The 19,907-nt window shown below is 56.4% G+C and carries 21 protein-coding genes and 1 pseudogene; 11 read left to right on the forward strand and 11 right to left on the reverse strand.

Features of this window, described 5'->3' with window-relative positions; translation table 11 throughout:
* Positions 1-141: 141 nt before the first annotated feature.
* Positions 142-444: a 3-deoxy-D-manno-octulosonic acid transferase gene (locus tag QTO30_RS22030; protein ID WP_445327175.1), complete on the forward strand. Its 303-nt coding sequence runs from the start codon at positions 142-144 to the stop codon at positions 442-444.
* On the forward strand, positions 434-1,312 hold the full coding sequence (locus QTO30_RS02720; protein WP_340425855.1) for a 3-deoxy-D-manno-octulosonic acid transferase: 879 nt from the start codon (positions 434-436) through the stop codon (positions 1,310-1,312). Before QTO30_RS22030 ends, QTO30_RS02720 begins: the two co-directional genes overlap by 11 nt.
* 210 nt (positions 1,313-1,522) lie before the next feature.
* Here QTO30_RS02720 and QTO30_RS02725 read toward each other — a convergent pair whose 3' ends face one another.
* Positions 1,523-2,563, reverse strand: coding sequence for an NAD-dependent epimerase/dehydratase family protein (locus tag QTO30_RS02725; RefSeq protein ID WP_340422347.1), 1,041 nt, complete (start codon positions 2,561-2,563; stop codon positions 1,523-1,525).
* Between the two features lie 397 nt (positions 2,564-2,960).
* Here QTO30_RS02725 and QTO30_RS02730 point away from each other — a divergent pair, with 397 nt between their 5' ends.
* On the forward strand, positions 2,961-3,776 hold the full coding sequence (locus QTO30_RS02730; protein ID WP_340422349.1) for an FkbM family methyltransferase: 816 nt from the start codon (positions 2,961-2,963) through the stop codon (positions 3,774-3,776).
* A 245-nt stretch (positions 3,777-4,021) separates the two neighbouring features.
* On the opposite strand, the gene QTO30_RS02735 is transcribed toward QTO30_RS02730, so the two are convergent.
* The 6 genes from QTO30_RS02735 to QTO30_RS02760 form a co-directional block, all read right to left on the reverse strand.
* The gene (locus QTO30_RS02735; protein WP_340422350.1) at positions 4,022-5,077 is read right to left on the reverse strand and encodes a TRAP transporter substrate-binding protein; all 1,056 of its coding nucleotides are present in this window, start codon (positions 5,075-5,077) and stop codon (positions 4,022-4,024) included.
* 22 nt (positions 5,078-5,099) lie between these two features.
* Complete coding sequence (locus QTO30_RS02740; protein ID WP_340422351.1) at positions 5,100-6,671, reverse strand: TRAP transporter large permease; 1,572 nt, start codon at positions 6,669-6,671, stop codon at positions 5,100-5,102.
* Positions 6,671-7,267: a TRAP transporter small permease gene (locus QTO30_RS02745; protein ID WP_340422352.1), complete on the reverse strand. Its 597-nt coding sequence runs from the start codon at positions 7,265-7,267 to the stop codon at positions 6,671-6,673. Before QTO30_RS02745 ends, QTO30_RS02740 begins: the two co-directional genes overlap by 1 nt.
* A gap of 105 nt (positions 7,268-7,372) precedes the next feature.
* The gene (locus QTO30_RS02750; protein WP_340422353.1) at positions 7,373-7,876 is read right to left on the reverse strand and encodes a flavin reductase family protein; all 504 of its coding nucleotides are present in this window, start codon (positions 7,874-7,876) and stop codon (positions 7,373-7,375) included.
* On the reverse strand, positions 7,876-8,766 hold the full coding sequence (locus QTO30_RS02755) for an aldo/keto reductase (RefSeq protein ID WP_340422354.1): 891 nt from the start codon (positions 8,764-8,766) through the stop codon (positions 7,876-7,878). Before QTO30_RS02755 ends, QTO30_RS02750 begins: the two co-directional genes overlap by 1 nt.
* Complete coding sequence (locus QTO30_RS02760; protein ID WP_340422355.1) at positions 8,763-9,920, reverse strand: LLM class flavin-dependent oxidoreductase; 1,158 nt, start codon at positions 9,918-9,920, stop codon at positions 8,763-8,765. The genes QTO30_RS02755 and QTO30_RS02760 overlap by 4 nt, the downstream gene beginning before the upstream one ends.
* 105 nt (positions 9,921-10,025) lie before the next feature.
* On the opposite strand from QTO30_RS02760, the gene QTO30_RS02765 reads away from it, so the two are divergent.
* The 4 genes and pseudogenes from QTO30_RS02765 to QTO30_RS02780 all read left to right on the forward strand — a co-directional run bounded on the left by QTO30_RS02765 (position 10,026) and on the right by QTO30_RS02780 (position 13,819).
* Positions 10,026-10,733, forward strand: coding sequence for a GntR family transcriptional regulator (locus QTO30_RS02765; RefSeq protein WP_340422356.1), 708 nt, complete (start codon positions 10,026-10,028; stop codon positions 10,731-10,733).
* 41 nt (positions 10,734-10,774) lie between these two features.
* A pseudogene (locus tag QTO30_RS02770) lies at positions 10,775-11,828 on the forward strand (Gfo/Idh/MocA family protein).
* Positions 11,829-12,082: 254 nt separating this feature from the next.
* Complete coding sequence (gene dusA / locus QTO30_RS02775; RefSeq protein WP_340422357.1) at positions 12,083-13,069, forward strand: tRNA dihydrouridine(20/20a) synthase DusA; 987 nt, start codon at positions 12,083-12,085, stop codon at positions 13,067-13,069.
* A 9-nt stretch (positions 13,070-13,078) separates the two neighbouring features.
* Positions 13,079-13,819 carry a hypothetical protein gene (locus QTO30_RS02780; protein WP_340422358.1) on the forward strand — a complete coding sequence of 247 codons (741 nt, stop codon included), beginning with the start codon at positions 13,079-13,081 and terminating at the stop codon, positions 13,817-13,819.
* Here the strand turns inward: QTO30_RS02780 and QTO30_RS02785 are convergent.
* Complete coding sequence (locus tag QTO30_RS02785; protein WP_340422359.1) at positions 13,816-14,475, reverse strand: helix-turn-helix transcriptional regulator; 660 nt, start codon at positions 14,473-14,475, stop codon at positions 13,816-13,818. The two genes, QTO30_RS02780 and QTO30_RS02785, sit on opposite strands and share 4 nt — an antisense overlap.
* Before the next feature lie 207 nt (positions 14,476-14,682).
* Here QTO30_RS02785 and QTO30_RS02790 point away from each other — a divergent pair, with 207 nt between their 5' ends.
* From QTO30_RS02790 to QTO30_RS02805, 4 genes are read left to right on the forward strand one after another with little or no spacing between them, the layout of a single operon-like run.
* Positions 14,683-14,895 carry a twin-arginine translocase TatA/TatE family subunit gene (locus QTO30_RS02790; RefSeq protein ID WP_100366394.1) on the forward strand — a complete coding sequence of 71 codons (213 nt, stop codon included), beginning with the start codon at positions 14,683-14,685 and terminating at the stop codon, positions 14,893-14,895.
* 31 nt (positions 14,896-14,926) lie between these two features.
* A complete protein-coding gene (gene tatB / locus QTO30_RS02795) occupies positions 14,927-15,355 on the forward strand; it encodes a Sec-independent protein translocase protein TatB (RefSeq protein ID WP_340422360.1) in 429 nt (142 codons plus the stop codon).
* Positions 15,352-16,347 (forward strand): twin-arginine translocase subunit TatC, encoded by a 996-nt coding sequence (tatC, locus tag QTO30_RS02800; RefSeq protein WP_340422361.1) that lies wholly within the window; start codon positions 15,352-15,354, stop codon positions 16,345-16,347. The genes tatB and tatC overlap by 4 nt, the downstream gene beginning before the upstream one ends.
* Positions 16,344-17,186: an ATP-binding protein gene (locus QTO30_RS02805; protein WP_340422362.1), complete on the forward strand. Its 843-nt coding sequence runs from the start codon at positions 16,344-16,346 to the stop codon at positions 17,184-17,186. The genes tatC and QTO30_RS02805 overlap by 4 nt, the downstream gene beginning before the upstream one ends.
* 33 nt (positions 17,187-17,219) lie before the next feature.
* Here the strand turns inward: QTO30_RS02805 and QTO30_RS02810 are convergent, their stop codons facing one another.
* The 3 genes from QTO30_RS02810 to surE all read right to left on the reverse strand — a co-directional run bounded on the left by QTO30_RS02810 (position 17,220) and on the right by surE (position 19,904).
* Entirely contained in the window at positions 17,220-18,419 is a 1,200-nt protein-coding gene (locus tag QTO30_RS02810; protein WP_340422364.1) for a peptidoglycan DD-metalloendopeptidase family protein, read from the reverse strand.
* Between the two features lie 61 nt (positions 18,420-18,480).
* Positions 18,481-19,122 carry a protein-L-isoaspartate(D-aspartate) O-methyltransferase gene (locus QTO30_RS02815; protein ID WP_340422366.1) on the reverse strand — a complete coding sequence of 214 codons (642 nt, stop codon included), beginning with the start codon at positions 19,120-19,122 and terminating at the stop codon, positions 18,481-18,483.
* The gene (gene surE, locus QTO30_RS02820; RefSeq protein ID WP_340422368.1) at positions 19,119-19,904 is read right to left on the reverse strand and encodes a 5'/3'-nucleotidase SurE; all 786 of its coding nucleotides are present in this window, start codon (positions 19,902-19,904) and stop codon (positions 19,119-19,121) included. The genes QTO30_RS02815 and surE overlap by 4 nt, the downstream gene beginning before the upstream one ends.
* Between the last annotated feature and the right edge of the window lie 3 nt (positions 19,905-19,907).

Raw genomic sequence — 19,907 nt, forward strand, 5'->3', positions numbered from 1 at the left:
TGTGTAGGGCCCAGCATGGCCGCAAGTTCAAAAGGTATCGGCAGAGCGCGTAGTAAACCAATCATGTTGCAGGCCGTTTTGCTTTTGACACGTTGCCTCGCACTACCCCTCCGCCTCATGGGACGACACTTGCACAACCGTATGGGTGCGCCTCCGGCACGCTATTCTGAAAGGTTGGGGCAACCAAGCCAAAGCTGCGATGGCGCAGTGATCTGGTTTCACGCCGCAAGCTTAGGCGAGGTTGCACAGATCCGCCCGCTGGTCGAACGCCTTCAGCAGTCGCAAGACGCAACGATACTCGTCACAACCATGAGCGCATCCGGCGCAGACTGGGTAGCGAGTAACATGCCAGATGTGATACATCAGTTTGTTCCGCTCGACATCCCGTCAGCCGTCCAACAATTTTTTTCTTCGTGGTCGATAGAGGCTAAGCATATTTGTTGAAGGAGACCTGTGGCCGCGTTTGGTACTGGCAGCACATCGGCAGGGTATTCCGTTGCTGCTGCTCAACGCCAGACACTCAAAGACGCGTGAGCGCTTTCCATCTACGTATTTGACACTATTGAATGGATTCAAGGGCATCACATGTCGATCACAACAGGTCGCCGACGGCTTTCGAGCAATTGGCGTCGCTCCGCATGTTTTGCAGATTTTGCCAGACCTTCGAATAACTGCTTCTGGAAGAAGGCAGCCCGATAGCGAGAGTCATCTGGCAGAGCATACAACGAACCGTACCGTTTGGTTGGCCACATCAACACATCAGCAAGACGAGGAGCCCGTTCTGGCAGCTCATGAAAGGCTCTTGGCAAGCGACCCAGATGCGTTGCTAATCATTGCACCAAGGTACCCCCGCCGTGGCTCTCAACTGGTCAGCAATGCGCGCAAAAAAGCACTTGAAGTCGCTCGTCGCAGCACGCAACAAGGGTTGCTTCCAAGTACACAGGTCTACATCGCGGATACTCTAGGCGAGCTTGCGCTGTTTTTTAGCGTCGCATCACTCGCTTTCGTCGGAGGATCTTTTGGTGATCAGGGTGGCCACAACCCTTATGAGCCCGCCAGCTATGGTTTACCCGTTATTTCAGGTATCCGCGTAAGAAACTTTGACGACGCATATGCAGCCTTAGCTCATGCCGGCGCGGCGATCTTGGTCGCAGATCAAACCGCGTTTGAGCGATATCTTCTCGACCTTCTCTCTTCTGACAAAGGCGCCCGCATGGGTGAGGCGGGGCGCAACTTTGTCGCCAACTGCGAAGAGGGCGTGACAGCGTCAGTCAAGCTGATCAAGAGTGTACAAGTTTCCGGCCAACAATAATGCCAGTTGATTGCATGCGTCTTCTGCCTGGATGTTCGGTTAAGCAATCCGAGTGTCAGCATGCGGCGCTGGTTAACCACTATGGCTGGCGTCGCATCAGGATTAGCTGCTCAATACTTCACGACAGAAGTTCATCTTCACCTTAGTCTGGTCGGTGGACACGCGACCACACCGCCAGCTGGTTGTCCCGAGCAGTCGGTTGCTATGGCGCTAGTCGCCCAACATCTCAACCATGCGGGTCTTGTTGTTTACAAAGTAACTCATCGAGTTCATCAAGGTCTCTTCAAGCCCGTATTTTGGCTTCCATCCGATTGCCGTCAGCTTCGAGATATCCGGCATACGGCGATCACAGTCCTCGTAGCCCCTTCCGTAGAAGTCCTGCGACGCAACCGACTCGATGCTGGGATGTGCGCTTGGTTCAAATTCCTTTATGTAGAGCGCGGCCATCATCTCAGCCAAACCTTTGATCGTTGTTTCATTCGCTGGGTTTCCAACGTTGATGATCTGGCGGTTAGTTTCATTCGGATGGTCAATAACGGCTTGAAGCGCAGACACAGCATCATCTATGTAGGTAAAGCACCGACGGTTCAGACCGCCATCAACCAGCATCATCGGCCGATCATAGACGAGCGACGACATGAAGTTTGCAAAGACGCGCGGGTTGTCATCGCGATCCCAAGCCTTCGAGAACTTGTCCATAAGTGGCCCGACAAAATTGAACGGGCGGATCAGCGTATAGTTCAGGCCATGCTCTACCCCATATGCGAAAATCATGCGGTCCAGCAGTTGTTTTGCACAGGAATAGATCCAACGCTGGTTCCGTATTGGGCCTAGAACAAGGTCTGTTTCGTCCTCGCGGAATGGCTCGACAGACCCTCCTGTCTTTCCATAAACTTCGGATGTAGAAAAATGGATCAGTCGTTTCTTATGCCTTACGCAAGAGCGGATGACACCAAGACAATCGAAGAAGTTCAACTGGACCACATCAAGCGGGTTCGAAATAAACATTGCCGGGTGGACATACGCTGCGAGGTCAAAGACCAAATCAGAGTCTGCCACGATTTCGTCAACGCGATCAGTATCTGCCGAGATATCGACAGGTTCATAGTCAAACGAGCGGTTCTCAAAACGTAGCCGGAGCTTTTTATCTTCGATGTCGCACAACCGGATATCGTGTTGACCCTGTCGCTCAAGGTGATGAGCCAGGTTGCTGCCGACAAATCCAGAAGCTCCAAAAAGTGCAATCTTCATATATGCTTACTCCTGCTCCTTCTATAGGCTACGGTCGCCCGCATCACAGACGGCGCTACGTAAACCCTTTGATTTTTGGAATGCCTGAGATGCGTGCATATGTCAAAACCATTGACGGATATCCGAGCATCGTTGTGCCCGCGACCGGCCGCTCAGCAACTATAATCCCTTGATTGTGAGTATTGCGCCCAAGTGGTCAGCGTCGTCGCAATTTTTTCAGCCGGTTCACCGACGCGGACAAAGTGCGCAGCACAGCCCATCATCGGCCAAGGAGTTGGACAAATTGCACTTTGCTCCCTAGCATTCCAAGCAATCCTTGGGTTCGCGTTGACATAAGAAACACGACATCCAAGCCACACGCTGTGAACAAGAGCATCAAAAAAAGAGTAACACTGACATGCTGGGTCTCGCCCCCGAAACGAAACGAGGCATTTACATCGCAAACTTGAAGTCAGCCATAAGAGGCCGACCGGCTCGTTTCAGTTACGATGAAGCCACCGAACTTTTCCACGTCAAAGAAGGCGAAAATTGGCACGCTTTTGGTGACTTCAGAAGAGGCAAAGGGCTATACAAACGCGGCTTGGACTACAGGGCCGAGACCCTCTGGAAATCATACACGCTTCAGAACATCGAGTTTTCCGAAGAAGACGTCGTTATTGATTGTGGCGCGAACTATGCAGATTTATGGCTGACGCTAAAGCACGTCATCGCGCCAGAGAACTACATAACATTCGAGCCTGGACAGAGGGAGCATGCGGCGATCGTCCAGAATGCGCCTGAGGCAAGAGCCAACAACTGCGGACTAGGCTCAAAAAACGAGACGTTGACCTTCTACTTGAACGAAATAGACGCAGACTCAAGCTTTGTCGAACCGGCTTCATATAGTGAAACTCTGGAGGCTCAGACCTTTTCGCTCGAAAGTTATTTGCACATGAACGCAATTGAGCGCGTCAAGCTTTTCAAACTTGAGGCCGAAGGGTTTGAGCCAGAGATCCTGCAAGGTGCGCTCGGCGTTCTAGACCGAATTCAGTACATCGCCATTGATGGTGGATACGAGCGTGGCGTGAATTGTGAGCAAACATTCACGCATCAGACCAACCTTTTGACAGAGCATGGATTCAAAATGTTGGACATCAACCTGAAATGGGGGCGTGCACTGTTTGAGAGAATTGGTGGAATGACCGGAAAGCGGGCTGCGACTGCAGCATATTGACCAGTCGATCAAAGTCCGGTTTGGGTTGTAATTTTGGGGCACGACGTCGGCTTTTGGCGTATCGCATCCGTTTGTTCAAAGTGCAGCATTGGTCAAAGTGGGCTCAAACTTGACATTCTCCGCCCCGTAGAATTTGGCGTGGGATCGGGCGCCGTTTACATAGCGTGGTAGCGTGTTTCGACATCGCGCTGGACCAAAAAGGCCGCCCTATTGGGCGGCCTTTCCTGTCATCAAATCTTGAATGCTTAGTTCAGATCACTCGCATAGGCCTCGGCCAGCTCGGCCTCTACCTCGGCCACGGCGGCTTGCAGCGCGTCCAGCATTTCGCCGCCGCCGTCCACGTTTTCGCGGAACCATGCGTTCACCGGCGCAGCGGCTGCCGCGAATGCGGCTTTCTCTTCTGGGCTAGGCACATAGATGTCGCCGCCACCCTCAACGAAGGCTTCATAGGCTTCGATCGACTTGCGCTTTGGCGATGCGAATGTCGCTTGCTGAAGGGCGGAGAAACCATCGACAACAACGCGGCGCAGGTCTTCTGGCATGGCCATGAAGTTGTCGTTGTTCATCCACCACATCGCACCCATGTAGGAATGCCCGTCCAGTGTCAGATACTGCAGGCCCGCATCAGGGAACTTCATGCCCATGATGTCGGTGATGCCGTTTGCCGTGCCTTCCACAACGCCGGTTTGCAGCGATGTGAACAGCTCTGGCCATGGGATCGGTGTCGCAGAGGCGCCCATGGCTTCGACCAGTTGTACCGGCAGATCAGCCACAACAGTCCGCATCTTCAGGCCACCCATATCATCCGGGCCCGTCACACGGCGTTCGGTGTTGGCAAAGTTGCGCCAGCCGCCGGTGTTGCCGATGGTCATCAGGCGGATCGTGTTGCCGCTGTCCTCAAGCGCTTTGGCGCGCATCGTGCGCACGAAGTCGCCGGACAACACAGCCTCGGCCACACGGTCGGATGACATCAGGTAGGGCAGGTCGAGTACCTGTACATATGGGAAGATGCCTGCGGCGCCGCCGGATGTGGAGATATAGACGTCGATGGAGCCTTCAGAGACCCCTTCAAGGCATTCCGCGCCGGTTGCGCAAAGCTGCGTGCCGATGAAAAGCTCAACCGCGATACGGCCGTTCGAGGCCGCTTCGACGTAGTTCTTGAACACAACCAGACCGTCGTAGTCTTCGTCGTTCTCGTTTGAGTTTGCTGTGGCGCGGATCGTGAAATCCTGTGCCCAGGCGGCCAACGGCGTCGCCAGCAGTGCGGCTGTTGCCGCGATTTTGGTAAACTGTTTCAGCATTATTCTCTCCCTATTGATGCTGTTAGTTGATGCCCGGTGCTGGGCTAATGCAAGCGCTAAACCCGATTTCCGGCGCGCAGCCGAGGAAACCTGCAAGGTAAGGCACTGTCATGGAAATGGCGGGAATATAGGTGATCAGGAAGATCACCAGAACCTCCACCGCGAGGAATGGCAGGATGGCTTTTGAGATCGTCTCGACCTTCTCGCCCGACACGGTACTGGCCACGAAGAGGACAAGCCCCATGGGTGGCGTTGCCAGCCCCACTGTCAGGTTCACGCTCATGATGATCGCGAAATGCACGGGGTGCACACCAAGATCCACGAAGATCGGGCCGAGGATGGGGCCAAGGATGATGATCGCCGGGCCTGCATCAAGAAACATGCCTACGATGAACAGCAGGATGTTGATAAGGAACAGAAGCATCAGCGGGTTTTCCGAGAGCGATAGGATATACTCGCTAAGGATCTGCGGCGCGTAGGATAGGCTAACGACCGTTTTGAAGGCGACTGCAGCGCCGACCAGCAGCAGCACGGCTGATGTGGCGAGGGCGGATTTGGTCAGCACTTCACCCAAGTCGCGCAGGTTCATGGACCGCAGTACAAAAAAGCTGACGATCAAGGCGTAGGCCACCGCAATGGCTGAAGCCTCTGTTGGGGTGAAGACACCGACGAGGATACCACCAAGGATAATGATCGGCGTTTGCAGGGGCGCGATGGCCTTTTTGCAGATCATGCGGAAATCATGGCTGACGCGGCCCCGATAGCTCATCAGCAGGAAATGCGCGATGACGAGAAGACCCGCGAAGACGATCCAAAGGTTCAGACTGTGCACTTTATCGCCAGCCTCGTTGAAGCTGGCCAGACCCACTGTTGTGGACAGCCCGCTATAGATCGCCATCAACAGGCCTGCGACGTTGATCCGTAGCAGTACGAAGCTGACCCAGTACTCCACCTGCGTGATGTCCTGGTTTTTCGTGACGATCCGTTCGGCCTTGGGCAGGTCATAACGATCGGCCATCAGACGCACCATGATCATCAGACCACCGCCCACCATGATGCCCGGAACAATGCCTGCAAGGAACAAGGACGCCACGCTTTCGCCCATGACATAGGCATAGATGATCATGATACCGGAAGGCGGAATAATCGGGCCAATGACAGAAGAGGCGGCGGTAATCGCTGCGGCGAATTTCCGGGTGTAGCCGTTCTTTTCCATCGCGGGGATCAGGGTGGACCCCAGTGCAGAGGTATCTGCGACGGCGGAGCCCGATAAGCCCGCGAAGAGCATAGAGGACAGGATGTTCACATGCGCCAAACCACCGCGCAGGTGGCCCATGAAGGCCTGGGAAAACTCGACAAGGCGCAGGGTGATGCCGCCGCGGTTCATGATTTCACCGGCCAGCATAAAGAAGGGCAGCGCCATCAGCGGAAAGCTGTCCATACCATTGTAAAGGTTGCGATAAAGACCTGCGACAACATTACGGTTATCGCCTTCGAGCATGATCAGCGCGAAGGGTGATGCCAGCAGTGCAAAGACCACCGGCAAGCCGATCATGATCAGGATAAGGAAAAGGGGAAGGAACCATAACAGCATCAGTCGGCCCCCTGAAAATCTTCCGCGCTCAGCGGTTTTAACTCGTCACCACGTCCCATCAATTTGATGATCTGGCGTATAATCAACTCAAGGTTCACAAGGATCATCAGGTTCACGCCGACCCAGAGCGAGGCGTATTGGAAGTTGTTCTGGAACTTGTCGCCGCATTTCCCGAATTCAAAGCCGAATGGCCATTTGAGCGAGGAAGAACAGCCGCGGCCTGAGAGCGTATCAACGTGGTTATTCAGGCCGCGGTCCCATGCAACAACAAGCACCCAGAGGGCGATGCCCAACAGCAGCAGTGTGAGCAGGCCTGAGATCAATCGGGGCAGGGCGCGTTCCAACATGTCGATGGATACGAACCCACCCATGCGGAAGGCGAGCGGCGCCATCAACCCGGTCATCCAGAGCATGCCAAAGCGTGCACCTTCTTCTGTCCAGTTGGGGGCGTCGCTGAGAATATAGCGGAAGAAAACCTGCCCCAGGATCAGCGTGACCATGATCGCCAGCGCAATCACCGCGATGACTTTGCCAATGGCGAGCACCACGGTGTTAAACCGTTCTAGTGGCCACAAAAGGCCAAACAGGACCGACATCGGCTCCTCCCCTGTTATATGCGGGCTTTTAGCCCTTGTTGTTGGGGGCTTTGCCCCCACCGCTTGCTGCGGCTTGGCCAGATTGTTTCTGGCAAATTGATCGCACTAGCTTGCGCTAAACTGTCCGTATTTCCCTGCATGAAAGACGAGCGGATCGCCACCACGGTGATGAGCTTTGGTCACGAGGCCTACGACGATCACGTGGTCTCCCGCGTCATGGGTTGCTTCGAGGTTGCATTCGAATGTCGCGAGCGCGCCCTCAATAATCGGCATGCCACAATGGGACATATGTGTTGGCACGTCACTGATGGCTGTTTTTGATTTTATGATCGCCGCACAGACGTCGCGTTGGTCCGCTCCCAGGACATGCACCGCGAAACGGCGTGAGCCCGCAAAGTGTTCGAACCGTTTGGATGATTTGGCCGGTGACCAAAGGACCAATGGTGGATCAAGGGACACGCTGGCAAAGCTGTTGGCGACGATGGCCACCGGGCCTTCAGGGCTGTCAGTCGTCACGACGGTGACGCCAGTGACGAATGTCCCCAATGCACCGCGAAAGCTGTCGCTGTCGGTGCTGGGGTCGAATGTCGCGATGGTACCTGCGTCCATTATGGGACCTCCGTGCCGAGTGCGGCGGTGTAGAGCTCGAACCATGTTTCGCGGTCCATATTAACTTTCAAAGCGTCCGATAGGGCCTTGATACGGCTCAGATTATTTGTGCCCATGACCGGCATGATATTGGCGGGATGAGCCAGCAGCCATGCAACAGCCACGGCACTGTTGTCCACACCGTTGTCTGCCGCGACTTTGGCCAGCGCGTCTTGCGCAGCGCCTGTGCCGGTCATCAGGCTGCCGCCACCAAGGGGGGACCATGCCATGATCGGCACGTTGCGTTCTTGCAGATAGGCGACATCGCCGTTGGTGAAACCTTGGTGCGCCGTCAAAGACAGTTCGATCTGGTTGGTGATCAGCGGTGTCTTCATCGCCGATTGCAGTAGTGTCCAGTCGTGCAATTTGAAGTTGGACACGCCGACAGACCGGACCTTGCCGGAGGCGACGACTTCATCCAGCGCGGCCCCTGTTTCATAATGGTCCATCATCGGGTCGGGCCGGTGGATCAAGAGCGTGTCAATCTTGTCGATATTCATCAGACGCAACGAATGGTCCACCGAGGCAAGGATGTGACTGCGGCTGGTGTCGTAGTATTTGACGCGCGCATCGCTGTAGCGCCCCATCGGAGCCACGATATCACATTTGGTGACGACCTCGATTTGATCTTTCAGGGCAGGGGCGGCTTTGAGCGCGTTGCCCAAGACCTCTTCGGCTGCATAACCGCCGTAGATGTCGGCCTGATCCATAGTTGTGATGCCTTGTTCGAGGCAGGCTTCAATCTTGGCTTGCACATGCGCGACAGAGGTATCTGTGTCGTCGCTCAGTCGCCACATGCCATAGACGATGCGGCTGAAAGAAAGGTCGTTGGTGATTGTGATGCGGTTCAACGGCGTGGTCCTGTGCCCAATGGGGTCGCTGGTGTTTCGGATGGCACGCGCCCGTATGCGTGGGGCAGCGAGCATGTTTTCAGATGCGGCATAACGCGCGCGCCGAAGTGTTCTGCTTCGTCAATGTGCGGGTAGCCTGAGAAGATGAAAGCACGGATACCCATCTTTTGATAGGCCTCGATTTTGCTCATCACTTGATCGGTGGAACCAACCAAAGCGGCGCCACAGCCGGAACGGGCGCGCCCGACGCCGGTCCAAAGGCCGGGTTCGACATAGCCGAATTTATCGGCCAGTTCGCGGGCTTTGGCTTGGTGGGCTACGCCCAGTGAAATGCTGTCATGGGCGCGGTCGCGGATCAGTTTGCCGTATTCATCATCGAGCTTGGAGGCAATGCAATCGGCGTATTCTTTGGCTTCTGCTTCCGTGTCGCGGACGATCATGTGGACGCGCAGGCCATAGTCCAGCGTACGGTTATGGGCTTCGGCCCGGGCATTCACGTCTTTCATGCGCTGTTCAAGCTGCTCTAAGGGCTCTGGCCACATCAGATAGACGTCGCATTGCGCACCGCAGAGTTCGAGTGCTGCGGGCGAGTAGCCGCCAAAGTAGAGCAGCGGACCGCCATTTTGCTGGTAAGGCCGGGCAGGGTCGGTCGAAAGCTTGGAGATTTGATAGATGTCGCCGTCGTAGCTGACCTCATCTTGCGTCCAGCATTTGCGCAGAATCTCGACCACTTCGTGCGACCGCTTGTAGCGGAAGGCGCTTTCGGCCACTTCGCCGGGGAAGTCAGAGCTGATGACGTTGAGCGTCAGTCGCCCCTTGAGCATGTGATCCAGCGTTGCAATGGTGCGGGCCAGCATGATCGGTTGCACCTCACCACAGCGGATGGCGGCCAGGAAATTGATCTTTTCGGTGAGCGGCGCCATGCCTGAGACGAAGGAAAGGGTGTCTTGGCCAACCTGATAGGACGAGGGCGCGAGAATGTTGCGGAACCCTTGCTTCTCTGCGGTCAAAGCGATGTCGCGGCAGTGTTCCCAAGAGGAACGCAAGTCGCCATCGGGCACACCAAGGAACTGATAATCGTCAGAGCAAAGGGCGGAAAACCAGGAGACTTCGGCCGCATCAAGATCGGCGCTGGTGACCGGAACGATGGTCATTGATTCTCCTCCCCCAGAGTTATGTCTTTCCACTTGCCTAGCATGCAAAATTCTATGTAACAATAGTGTATCAATTTTCATGCGCAGGCTCGGGGAGGTGCCGCCATGGCGACAACCTCTGCTTTGCCGAAATTCATTCAGCTGAGTGAAATGCTGATCCGCGAGATTGCTGCGGGGCATCTGGCAGATGGCGCACGACTGCCGCCCGAACGTGATATGGCGGATGATCTGGGCGTTGCCGTGGGCACATTACGTAAGGCATTGGCGGACGTTGAAGCCAAAGGGCTGCTGGACCGCGTGCAAGGGTCTGGCAACTATGTGCGACACCGGCCCGCGGTCGATTCCGTCTATGCGTTCTTTCGGTTGGAATTGCTGAAAGGTGGTGGGTTGCCGACCGCGGAGGTATTGTCGGTGGATCGCTTGACCAAGCCTGACGGCTTTGCGCGCTTGGGTGGTCATACCGAGGGGCACCGTATTCGACGCGTGCGATCTCTGGACGGTATTGTGATTGCTTTGGAAGAGATCTGGCTGGATGGGGCGCAGCGTGCCACGGTCGCCGTGTCAGATCTATCGGACTCACTTTATCACTTCTATCGTCATGAATTGGGCCTCGTGATCGGCTCGGTCGAGGATCGTATCGGGGTTGACACAATGCCAGACTGGACACCGGAGGTATTTCACCTCAATGCAGGCGCGGCGGTGGGGTACATCGAGCGGGTCAGTTGGACGGCGACCAAACAGCCCGCAGAATTTTCGCGCACTTGGTATGATGCCAAGCGCGCCAACTACATCTCTCGTATGGGAAAAGGTTAAGCGACTTGAAGACGGTAAACTATGGCCTGATTGGCTGCGGCATGATGGGTCGCGAACATATTCAGAATATCAACCTTTTGCCGCAGGGGCGTGTGTCAGTCGTTTATGATCCAGTCAGCGAGCTAGCTGAAGCGGGCGCGACCTTGGCCGAAAACGCCCATGTGGCAGGTTCGCTGGAGGAATTGCTGGGTTTTGAGGACCTTGATGCGGTTGTCGTTGTCAGCCCGAACTACTTGCATGTCCCGCAGTTGCAGCAGATCGTGGCGACCCGTCCGATGCCGATTCTATGCGAAAAGCCGCTATATACGGACCCTGCAGATGCCGCGGTGCTGGACAAGCTGTTTGCGGGCTATGCGCACCCGGTTTGGGTCGCGATGGAGTATCGCTATATGCCGCCGGTTGCGGCCTTGATTGCGCAGGCCGAGCAGGCAACGGGCGGCATCAAGATGCTGACGATCCGCGAGCACCGCTTTCCGTTCTTGCCGAAGATTGGCGATTGGAACCGTTTTAATGCCAAGACGGGTGGCACTTTGGTTGAAAAATGTTGCCACTTCTTTGATCTGATGCGTCTGATCCTGGATGATGAACCTATCCGCGTCATGGCCAGTCTTAGGCCAGTCGCTGAACCATATTGATGAGCGCTACGACGGTGAAGCCCCTGACATTTGGGACAATGGCTATGTCATTCTGGATTTCGCGAAAGGCACACGCGCGATGCTGGAACTGTGCATGTTTGCTGAAGGGTCCAAGTATCAGGAAGAAATCAGTGCGGTTGGACCCAAGGGCAAGATTGAGGCGCTGGTGCCGGGCCCGGGGCGGTTTTGGCCAAAGCTGTTGGGTGATCCGCCCGTGCCGCAGATGATCATCAGTCCGCGCGCACCCAAGGGTCCGTATGTCTCGGAGATTCCGGTTGATCCAAGGCTGCTGGACGCGGGCGACCACAATGGATCGACCTTCTATCAGCATCAGCGCTTCAATGCGGTTGTGCGTGGGGAAGGCGATGTCGAGGTCACACTGGTCGATGGGGCCAAGGCGATTGCGATGGGATTGGCCGCGCAGGAAAGCGCGCGGACCGGGCAGGCGGTGCTGCTCTAACCTTCGGCCAAGATGCTGCTGGGATGACGAAATGCAGTCAACGCCGCCGTAAGTGTCCATATTCAACGGAATGAGGGCCCTCGCCCCATCTCGCTGATGTCGTGGCCGACGGAACGTATTGTAAGCAAGCAACTGGAGCGGTTATGGTTGCCCCGTTGCCCAGACAAAATGCGCTCGGTGGGCGTAAGCCCTCTGTGCCGTCGGACCGATTTGCGTTATGTTCAGGTCTTGTCTGACAAAGAGCCTTGCAAGAAATGAAACTGGATCAACATGCGCGTCTCTCGGTGGCCCCGATGATGGACTGGACAGATCGGCATTGCCGGTATCTGCATCGTCTGATGTCGCACCATACCTTACTGTCTACCGAAATGGTCACTGCACCGGCCATCATCCATGGTGACCGGGATCGGCTTTTGGGGTTTTGTGCGGATGAGTACCCCGTTGCCTTGCAACTGGGCGGTTCGGACCCGGCCCAACTGGCAGAAGCAGCGCGTATTGCAGAAGGCTATGGGTATGCTGAGATTAACCTGAACTGCGGATGTCCGTCGGATCGTGTGCAATCAGGCAGCTTCGGCGCAATACTGATGGAAAACCCAAGTTTGGTGGCAGCCTGTGTCGCGGCGATGATCGCTGCTGTGCGTATTCCGGTCACGGTCAAATGCCGCATTGGTGTTGATGATCAAGATCCGCATATCGTGCTGCCCGACTTTCTAGCCCAAGTGTCGGCTGCCGGGGTTGACCGGTTTTCCGTGCATGCGCGCAAGGCGTGGTTGCAGGGGTTGTCCCCGAAAGAGAACCGCGACGTACCTCCACTTGATTACGATTTAGTCATGGAAATGAAGGGTTTGTTTCCTCATCTTCATCTTTCAATCAATGGCGGTATTGCGACGTTGGATCAGGCTGAGGGTTTTTTGTCACGAGGTCTGGATGGCGTGATGATTGGCCGTGCGGCCTATCATACGCCTGCCGAAATATTGCTGAACGCTGATGCGCAGATTTATGGTGATCCGTTGGGACGGACGGCGGAAGAGGTCGTGCATCTGATGCTGCCTTACATTGCGGATCACCTTGCGCAGGGTGGGCGATTGGGTCAGGTAAGCCGCCACATGCTGGGCTTGTTTCAGGGGCGTCCCGGCGCACGCGGTTGGCGCAGGCATTTGTCTGAAAACGCCCATGCGGACGGGGCAGGTCCGGCGGTGGTGCTGGCGGCTTTGGACCACGTGACAAGATTGGCAGCTTAGGCGCGCGAGATGGAGGCGCGAGACCTGTCACAGGATGGCTATGCCATATTCCCCTATGATCGGGCTGTGGCGGCCTGGGCAAACGCGGCCCATCGTGTTGGTAAGGCGGTTTTGGATAAAGGCGGCGACCTGCGCCACGTGGGCACGTGGTTTGTCGGCGTGGACGCCTTGCCGAATGGCCCTGATGGTAGCGTGGATGGTGTTCCGCTTGCCGGTGCTTGGCGGAACCATGTTACGCCGCCATCCACGTGGCATGCAGCACAGCTATCGATTGTTTTTCCCGGCTACCCGCAGCAGGACGTCAATGAAAGCGATGCAGCGCATCGGTTCCGCCATAGCCGGGACGCTGCACATGTGGACGGGCTTTTGCCAGAAGGGCCACAGAAACGTCGGCATTTGCGGGAACCGCATGGTTTTATTCTGGGCTTTCCCTTGGATGATGTCCGCGCCAGCCCATTGGTGGTCTGGCGCGGCAGTCACCGGATGATGCGCGCGGCATTTCGCACTGCGTATACCGGTTTGGCGCCAGAGGACTGGGGCGATGTCGACGTAACAGAAATCTATCAGGAAAACCGCCGCACCGTGTTCGAAACCTGTGAACGGGTTGAGGTAACAGCCGCGCCGGGGCAAGCGATCTTGCTTGACCGGCATATCTTGCATGGGGTGGCACCCTGGGGCGCGAATGCGCAGGGCGAGATGCGCATGATGGCCTACTTCCGTCCCATAGTCGCACCAGCAGCGTGGCTTTAGGTCTTGAGGCGATTGTAGTCGGCCAGACCCTTTCCGGCTTCATCCACAAAAAGACTAGGCAGGATTCGCTGGCTGGTGATCTGATCGACACGGATTTCATCGAATTGATTGGTCGTCTCGCACCAGACCACACAGGTCCATAAGCGCCCCCAGTAATCCAATCGCAGGGGGCGAACTGTGCGGGTCTTGTCTTGGAGCACAACTTCCAACTTTTGGCGGGTCCGCACGGCCTGTCTTAGCATTGGGAGATGCTGAAACCCACGCGCGGCATCCGCAAAAGGGTATATTGCAAAGCCCGAGCCATTGGGTGCGCGGCTGCGATCCTCTGGTATGACAGCATCAAGTTTGTCGGAAAGCGCGCGGGCCGCTGCTGAAAGCTCTGCATCGTCACTGTGTCTGACGGCGTTGAGGCCAAGATGCAAAGCTTCCATCTCGGTCATGGTCAGGTTCAGCGGCGGCAGAGTGATGGCCGCGGTGACACGATATCCGATCCCGCGTTCGCCTTCGATTGGCACGCCTGACGCGGCCAAGGTTTCCATATCGCGATAGATCGTGCGGAGAGAGACATCGGTGGCACGCGCAAGATCAGATGCGCGATGAAGCGACCCATCCCGCAGGATCTGAACAAGCTGCATCAGGCGGTCGGCACGGCGCATGGGTTTCCCTTTGATTCGTGCCAGTTTTGCCATTTTTCTGGCAACTGACAAGTTTTTGTCACTAATTTCTTAAAACCCTTACAAAAAAGGGCGTTAGGGCGGCAAAAATGGGCAGTTCGCGCTTCCCTTGGCGGGCGTTGAGCCCTATCTGTCAGAGCGAAGAGACTAATCGATGCGGCGCCGTTCGCCCGCTATAGGAGAAAAGATATGCTTAACAATATTGGCCTTCCCGGTCTTCTGCTGATTGCCGTTGTCGTTCTGGTCCTGTTTGGCCGCGGCAAGATTTCCAGCCTGATGGGCGAAGTCGGCAAAGGTATCACCGCTTTCAAAAAGGGTGTTGATGACGGCAAGCAGGAAATCGAAGACAGCATGGCCGAAGCCAAAGACGTGACCCCTGAAGAAGAAAAAGACAAAGTCTGATCGCTTTGCCTGACGGAAAGGACCGCGCCTGATGTTTGGCCTTGGTTGGAGCGAAATGCTGGTTGTCGGCATTGTGGCGCTGATTGTGATCGGCCCCAAAGACCTGCCCGGTCTGTTCCGCACAATGGGGCAGTTTACCGGCAAAGCGCGTATGATGGCGCGTGAGTTCTCGAACGCGATGAATCAAGCCGCCGATCAGGCAGGCGTGAAAGAGGTGTCCAAGACGCTCAACGCTGCGGCCAACCCTACAAAGTTCGGCGCCGATAAGCTGAAAGAAGCGACAGGCATGACCAAGGGGCCAGCAACGGCAGAGCTTTCCGCCGAACGTCAAGCGGCAAAAGAAAAGATGAGCAAGGCGATGGGCGATGCCGCGATTGCACGCAAGGCGAAGGAAGCTGAAGAAGCAGCAGCGGCTGCTGTTGAGGCGCCTGAAAGCCCCGCACCTGAGGCAAAATCATGAGCACCCAAGACGACATCGAAGACAGCTCTGCCCCGCTGCTCGAGCACCTTGCTGAGCTGCGCTCGCGTCTGATCTATTCCGTCATGGCGTTCCTTGTCGGCATGATCATTTGTTTCTCGTTTGGCGGTATGCTGCTTGATTTTCTGCTGGGCCCAATTGAACGGACCATGCGGGATCTTGGCAACCCGAACCCTGTGATGCAGTACACTGCGCCGCAGGAGTACTTCTTTACCTTGATCCGGATTTCGGTTGTTGGTGGTTTGACGATTTCATTCCCTGTCATTGCCTATCAGTTGTGGCGCTTTGTAGCGCCCGGTTTGTACCGCAATGAAAAGAATGCGTTTTTGCCGTTCCTTGTCGCCTCACCGGTTCTGTTCGTGATTGGCGCGGCTTTCGCGCATTACATTGTTGTGCCGTTGGCCATGGCGTTTTTTCTGGGTTTTGCTGATCTGCCGTCCTTTGTGTCGGCGATCATGGTCGGTGCCGTCCCGCCGCCACCAGGGACCGAACTTTTGCCCGGTGCCGCCGGTGGTCTGAGCCTGCCTAGCGTTGCGCCATCGACCTCGGAAGGGGTCGATATTGTCTTTAACGGTAAGGTGAACGAGACGCTTGATATCACGCTCAAGATGATCGTGGCATTTGGTGTATGTTTTCAGTTGCCTGTGTTGCTGACGTTGATGGGTTCTGCCGGATTGGCCAGTTCGCGCGGTTTGCGTGGCACACGGAAATATGCCGTGGTTGGTATCCTGATTGTGGCCGCCCTTGTGACGCCACCGGATGTCACAACGCAGCTGATCCTTTTTGTGGTGGTCTATGGGCTTTATGAGATTTCCATCCACCTTGTAGCGGCGGTTGAGCGCAAGAAAGATCGGGTTGCCCGCGCAGAAGGGATCATTGGCGAAGATGAGAGCCTCTTTGACATCGACGATGATGATCTCAGTGAGGGTGAAGCCGCAGCGGATGCTGCTGAGAATGCGGATCCCAAGACGTGAGCAAGAAGACCTTGAAGCGGATTGCAGCGGCGCTTGAGAGGATCAGCCCCGCGCCAGAGGCGGCACCTGATTTCGCCGCTGCTTCCGCCTTTGTGTGGCACCCCGACCCAGATCGGCTTGAGCCTGTTGGCCGTGTGAACCGCGTGGGGGTGGAATTGTTGGTTGGGGTGGATCGGTCGCGGGACACATTGATCACGAACACCGTCCAGTTTGCATCAGGCTTGCCTGCTAACAACGCCCTGCTTTGGGGCGCACGCGGCATGGGAAAATCCAGCCTTGTCAAAGCAGTGCATGGCGCCGTTCATGCAGACCATCCAAGCTTGAAGATCGTTGAAGTGCAGCGCGAAGACCTGCCAACCATCGGGCGTTGTCTGAACCTTTTGCGTGGCGCAGACGCGCGGTTCATCTTGTTCTGCGATGATCTGTCCTTTGGCCATGATGATGCCCACTACAAGTCATTGAAAGCGGTACTTGATGGTGGCATCGAAGGACGCCCCGAGAATGTCGTTCTTTATGCGACATCCAACCGCCGCCACTTGATGCCGCGTGATATGATCGAGAATGAGCGGTCCACGGCGATTTCCCCGTCAGAGGCCGTGGAAGAGAAAGTGTCTCTGTCAGATCGTTTTGGGCTTTGGCTGGGTTTTCACCCGTGCGATCAGGATGAATACCTTGCGATGATCCGAGGATATTGCGATGCCTATGGGGTCATGATTGATGATGTGACCTTGCGGGCCGAAGCCATTGAATGGCAGGCGACGCGCGGCAGCCGGTCCGGCCGGGTTGCATGGCAGTATTTCACTGATCTGGCGGGCAGGCAGGGTGTGTCATTGGCGTAAGGTGGATCTCGATCCACCTTACATGACATACGCTTAGGGCAAAAAATCACCCGGATCGAGGCTTTGCAGACCGCGCCGCACTTCGAAATGCAGGTAGCTGGGGTCGTTTGCACGTACTTTACCAATCGTTTGGCCGCGCGAGACGCTTTCGTTCTTGTCGACCGTCAGCGCTTCCATCTGAGTGTAGACCGTTAGCAACCCGTCACTGTGCTTGATCACGACAATCGCACCACCGCTGGTGTCTGTCGTGACCGCCGCAACCGTGCCAGAGCCCGCAGCCTGCACATCAGTGCCCGCTGGCGCACCGATATCGATGCCCTCGTTGGTCCCTGGCGCGTAGGCGCGGATGATGGACCCCTGAATGGGCATCAGGAAGCGTGCGCCACTGCTTGCAGGCTGCGCAGAGGAAGTGCCAAGATCAGGTGTTGCAGGTACGTCAGCTGCCGCCACAGGGGTTGATGGAGTTTCAGTAAGCAAGGGAAGTGCGGCACTGGGCGGGATGGGCGTTGCCGTACCATCGCCCGGTGCCGTCACATCGGCCGCCGTTGCCGACGCTGGGGCGGCACCGCCTTGCGGTACCAACAGGAATTGACCTTCACGAATGGTGAATGCCGTATCAAGCCCGTTCCATTCCGCGATACTGGCGACAGGGACGTTGTAAAGGCGCGAGATCGAGAACGCGGTTTCGCCGCGTTTGACCTGATGGCGGATCGGTTCATTGCCACGCACAATAGGTGTTGCAGGGGCAGGGGTTGCCACCGGTTCAATTGGCGTCTCCGTCACCGCAGTGCCGGAAGCATCCGCCCTGTCAAGTGCTGTCGTGGCAACGGCTGTCACGTCAAGCGGCTGGATCGGTCCGGTGCCAATTGCACCCGTCGCAGGCGAGGGTTCTGTCACACGCGAGGGCAGGGCGATGATTTCATCCCGGCGCAGGATGACATCCGGTTCGATGCCATTGTATTCGGCCAGTTCATTCGCATCGAGACCAAGGCGGATCGCAATGCCGCGAATGGTGTCATCGCGACGTGCGACAACCACCTGATAATTGGGATAAGAGATCACGCCGCGGTCATCTGGTCGGGGGCGTCCTGGCAGTGATTGTACCGCAGAGGTCGTGTCAAACCCATTGCCGACATCGCGCAAGTCGAAATCAAAATCTTCGCATGCCGCGAGGGCGACCATTGCCACACCCGTCATCACTACGCGCCTTACTGGGATATGCCCGTTCGCCATCCTACCGCTCCTTTGTCAAGTCGCCCCTTATCTATGGGGTCGTACTATATTTTGGGGTAGTTTACTCTTGTCCGAGCCCTTCTAGCAAGGGGACAAAGCGTACAGCGCGTAATTCATCGTATTCAAAGCCGGTTTCGGTGCGTGTCACGCGGATCAGACTTTGCACGGCATCGGACTGTCCGACTGGTAACACCATGATCCCGCCGACGCGCAGCTGCGCCAGTAGCGGGCCGGGTGGGTCCTCGGCGGCCGCCGTCACCAGGATGCGGTCAAAAGGGGCCTGTTCTTCGAAACCCCGGCTACCGTCGGCCGTGAATGTGGTGATGTTTGTGATGTCGTTGGCCTCAAACACTGCGCGCGCGGTATGGACCAGCTTGCGATACCGATCAACAGTATAGACCCGGCGCGCCAGCTTGCTCAGGATACCGGCTTGATAGCCAGAGCCAGTGCCGATTTCGAGCACCTTATCCCGTGGGTTGATTTGCAATGCCTGCGTCATCAGACCGACAACAGAGGGCTGGCTGATTGTCTGTCCGCAGGCGATGGGCAATGGCATATCTTCATAGGCACGGTCGGCGAAAGTACCTTTGACATAGTCGGCGCGATCAACCTGTTCCATCGCCGTCAGAACGCGCGTGTCCGTCACGCCTTTACTGCGCAAAGCATAAAGAAACTGCATCTTGGTGGCCGCATCAAACGTCACTTGAGTGCGTCCTTGAGCGTATCGACCAGTGCATAGTCGGTTAGGTCTGCCCGCATCGGCGTGATCGAGATATATCCATCAAGGTTTGCCGCCGCATCCGTGCCCGGCGCCGTGGGTTCATGTTGCGGGCCGCCGCGTACCCATAGAAACTTGCGCCCGGTGGGCGATGTTTGCGCTTCGGCGCGGAACCTTGTGTTTAAACGGAACCCTTGGGTCGTGGCGGCCATGCCTTTGACGGCTGATGCCGGGGCGGGCGGGAAGTTGACGTTGTAGAACACCTTATAGTCCGCATCATCCCACAGTGTTTCATTGAGCAATGCACGCACAGTAGCCGCACCATGTACCGCGGCTGCCCCAAACGGATTTTCGAGGTTTGCGTTGTCAGGGCCATAGAACTGGGACAAGGCGATGGATCGCACACCCTGCAGTGCCCCTTCGATGCAAGCCCCGATCGTGCCTGAGTAAAGCGTATTCTCGGCGGCGTTATTGCCCCGGTTCACGCCCGAGAGGATCAGATCCGGCGGATTGTCTTTGAGCACATCATAGAGCCCCGCAATCACGCAATCCGCCGGTGATCCCTCAGCGGCAAATCGGCGTGGGCCCAATTCGGCAATCATGGTGGGGTGGGTATAGCTGATGCAGTGTCCGACACCCGACTGTTCAAAGGCTGGGGCGACGGTCCAGACCTCACCGTCAGGACCTGCGATCTCTTGCGCTATGTCGGTCAGGACGCGCAGACCGGGGGCGTTGATGCCGTCGTCATTGGTGATCAGAATACGCATGCC

The sequence above is a fragment of the Yoonia sp. GPGPB17 genome, assembly GCF_037892195.1.
GTDB lineage: Bacteria > Pseudomonadota > Alphaproteobacteria > Rhodobacterales > Rhodobacteraceae > Yoonia.

What these genes read in the sequence shown, in the direction of transcription:
- QTO30_RS02725 (WP_340422347.1), bottom strand. Translation starts at nt 2,563, where the DNA reads ATGAAGATTGCACTTTTTGGAGCTTCTGGATTTGTCGGCAGCAACCTG.
- QTO30_RS22030 (WP_445327175.1), top strand. Translation starts at nt 142, where the DNA reads ATGGGTGCGCCTCCGGCACGCTATTCTGAAAGGTTGGGGCAACCAAGC.
- QTO30_RS02760 (WP_340422355.1), bottom strand. Translation starts at nt 9,920, where the DNA reads ATGACCATCGTTCCGGTCACCAGCGCCGATCTTGATGCGGCCGAAGTC.
- tatB (WP_340422360.1), top strand. Translation starts at nt 14,927, where the DNA reads ATGTTTGGCCTTGGTTGGAGCGAAATGCTGGTTGTCGGCATTGTGGCG.
- QTO30_RS02740 (WP_340422351.1), bottom strand. Translation starts at nt 6,671, where the DNA reads ATGCTGTTATGGTTCCTTCCCCTTTTCCTTATCCTGATCATGATCGGC.
- QTO30_RS02750 (WP_340422353.1), bottom strand. Translation starts at nt 7,876, where the DNA reads ATGGACGCAGGTACCATCGCGACATTCGACCCCAGCACCGACAGCGAC.
- dusA (WP_340422357.1), top strand. Translation starts at nt 12,083, where the DNA reads ATGAAACTGGATCAACATGCGCGTCTCTCGGTGGCCCCGATGATGGAC.
- QTO30_RS02780 (WP_340422358.1), top strand. Translation starts at nt 13,079, where the DNA reads ATGGAGGCGCGAGACCTGTCACAGGATGGCTATGCCATATTCCCCTAT.
- QTO30_RS02765 (WP_340422356.1), top strand. Translation starts at nt 10,026, where the DNA reads ATGGCGACAACCTCTGCTTTGCCGAAATTCATTCAGCTGAGTGAAATG.
- QTO30_RS02785 (WP_340422359.1), bottom strand. Translation starts at nt 14,475, where the DNA reads ATGCGCCGTGCCGACCGCCTGATGCAGCTTGTTCAGATCCTGCGGGAT.
- surE (WP_340422368.1), bottom strand. Translation starts at nt 19,904, where the DNA reads ATGCGTATTCTGATCACCAATGACGACGGCATCAACGCCCCCGGTCTG.
- QTO30_RS02790 (WP_100366394.1), top strand. Translation starts at nt 14,683, where the DNA reads ATGCTTAACAATATTGGCCTTCCCGGTCTTCTGCTGATTGCCGTTGTC.
- QTO30_RS02810 (WP_340422364.1), bottom strand. Translation starts at nt 18,419, where the DNA reads ATGGCGAACGGGCATATCCCAGTAAGGCGCGTAGTGATGACGGGTGTG.
- tatC (WP_340422361.1), top strand. Translation starts at nt 15,352, where the DNA reads ATGAGCACCCAAGACGACATCGAAGACAGCTCTGCCCCGCTGCTCGAG.
- QTO30_RS02745 (WP_340422352.1), bottom strand. Translation starts at nt 7,267, where the DNA reads ATGTCGGTCCTGTTTGGCCTTTTGTGGCCACTAGAACGGTTTAACACC.
- QTO30_RS02735 (WP_340422350.1), bottom strand. Translation starts at nt 5,077, where the DNA reads ATGCTGAAACAGTTTACCAAAATCGCGGCAACAGCCGCACTGCTGGCG.
- QTO30_RS02730 (WP_340422349.1), top strand. Translation starts at nt 2,961, where the DNA reads ATGCTGGGTCTCGCCCCCGAAACGAAACGAGGCATTTACATCGCAAAC.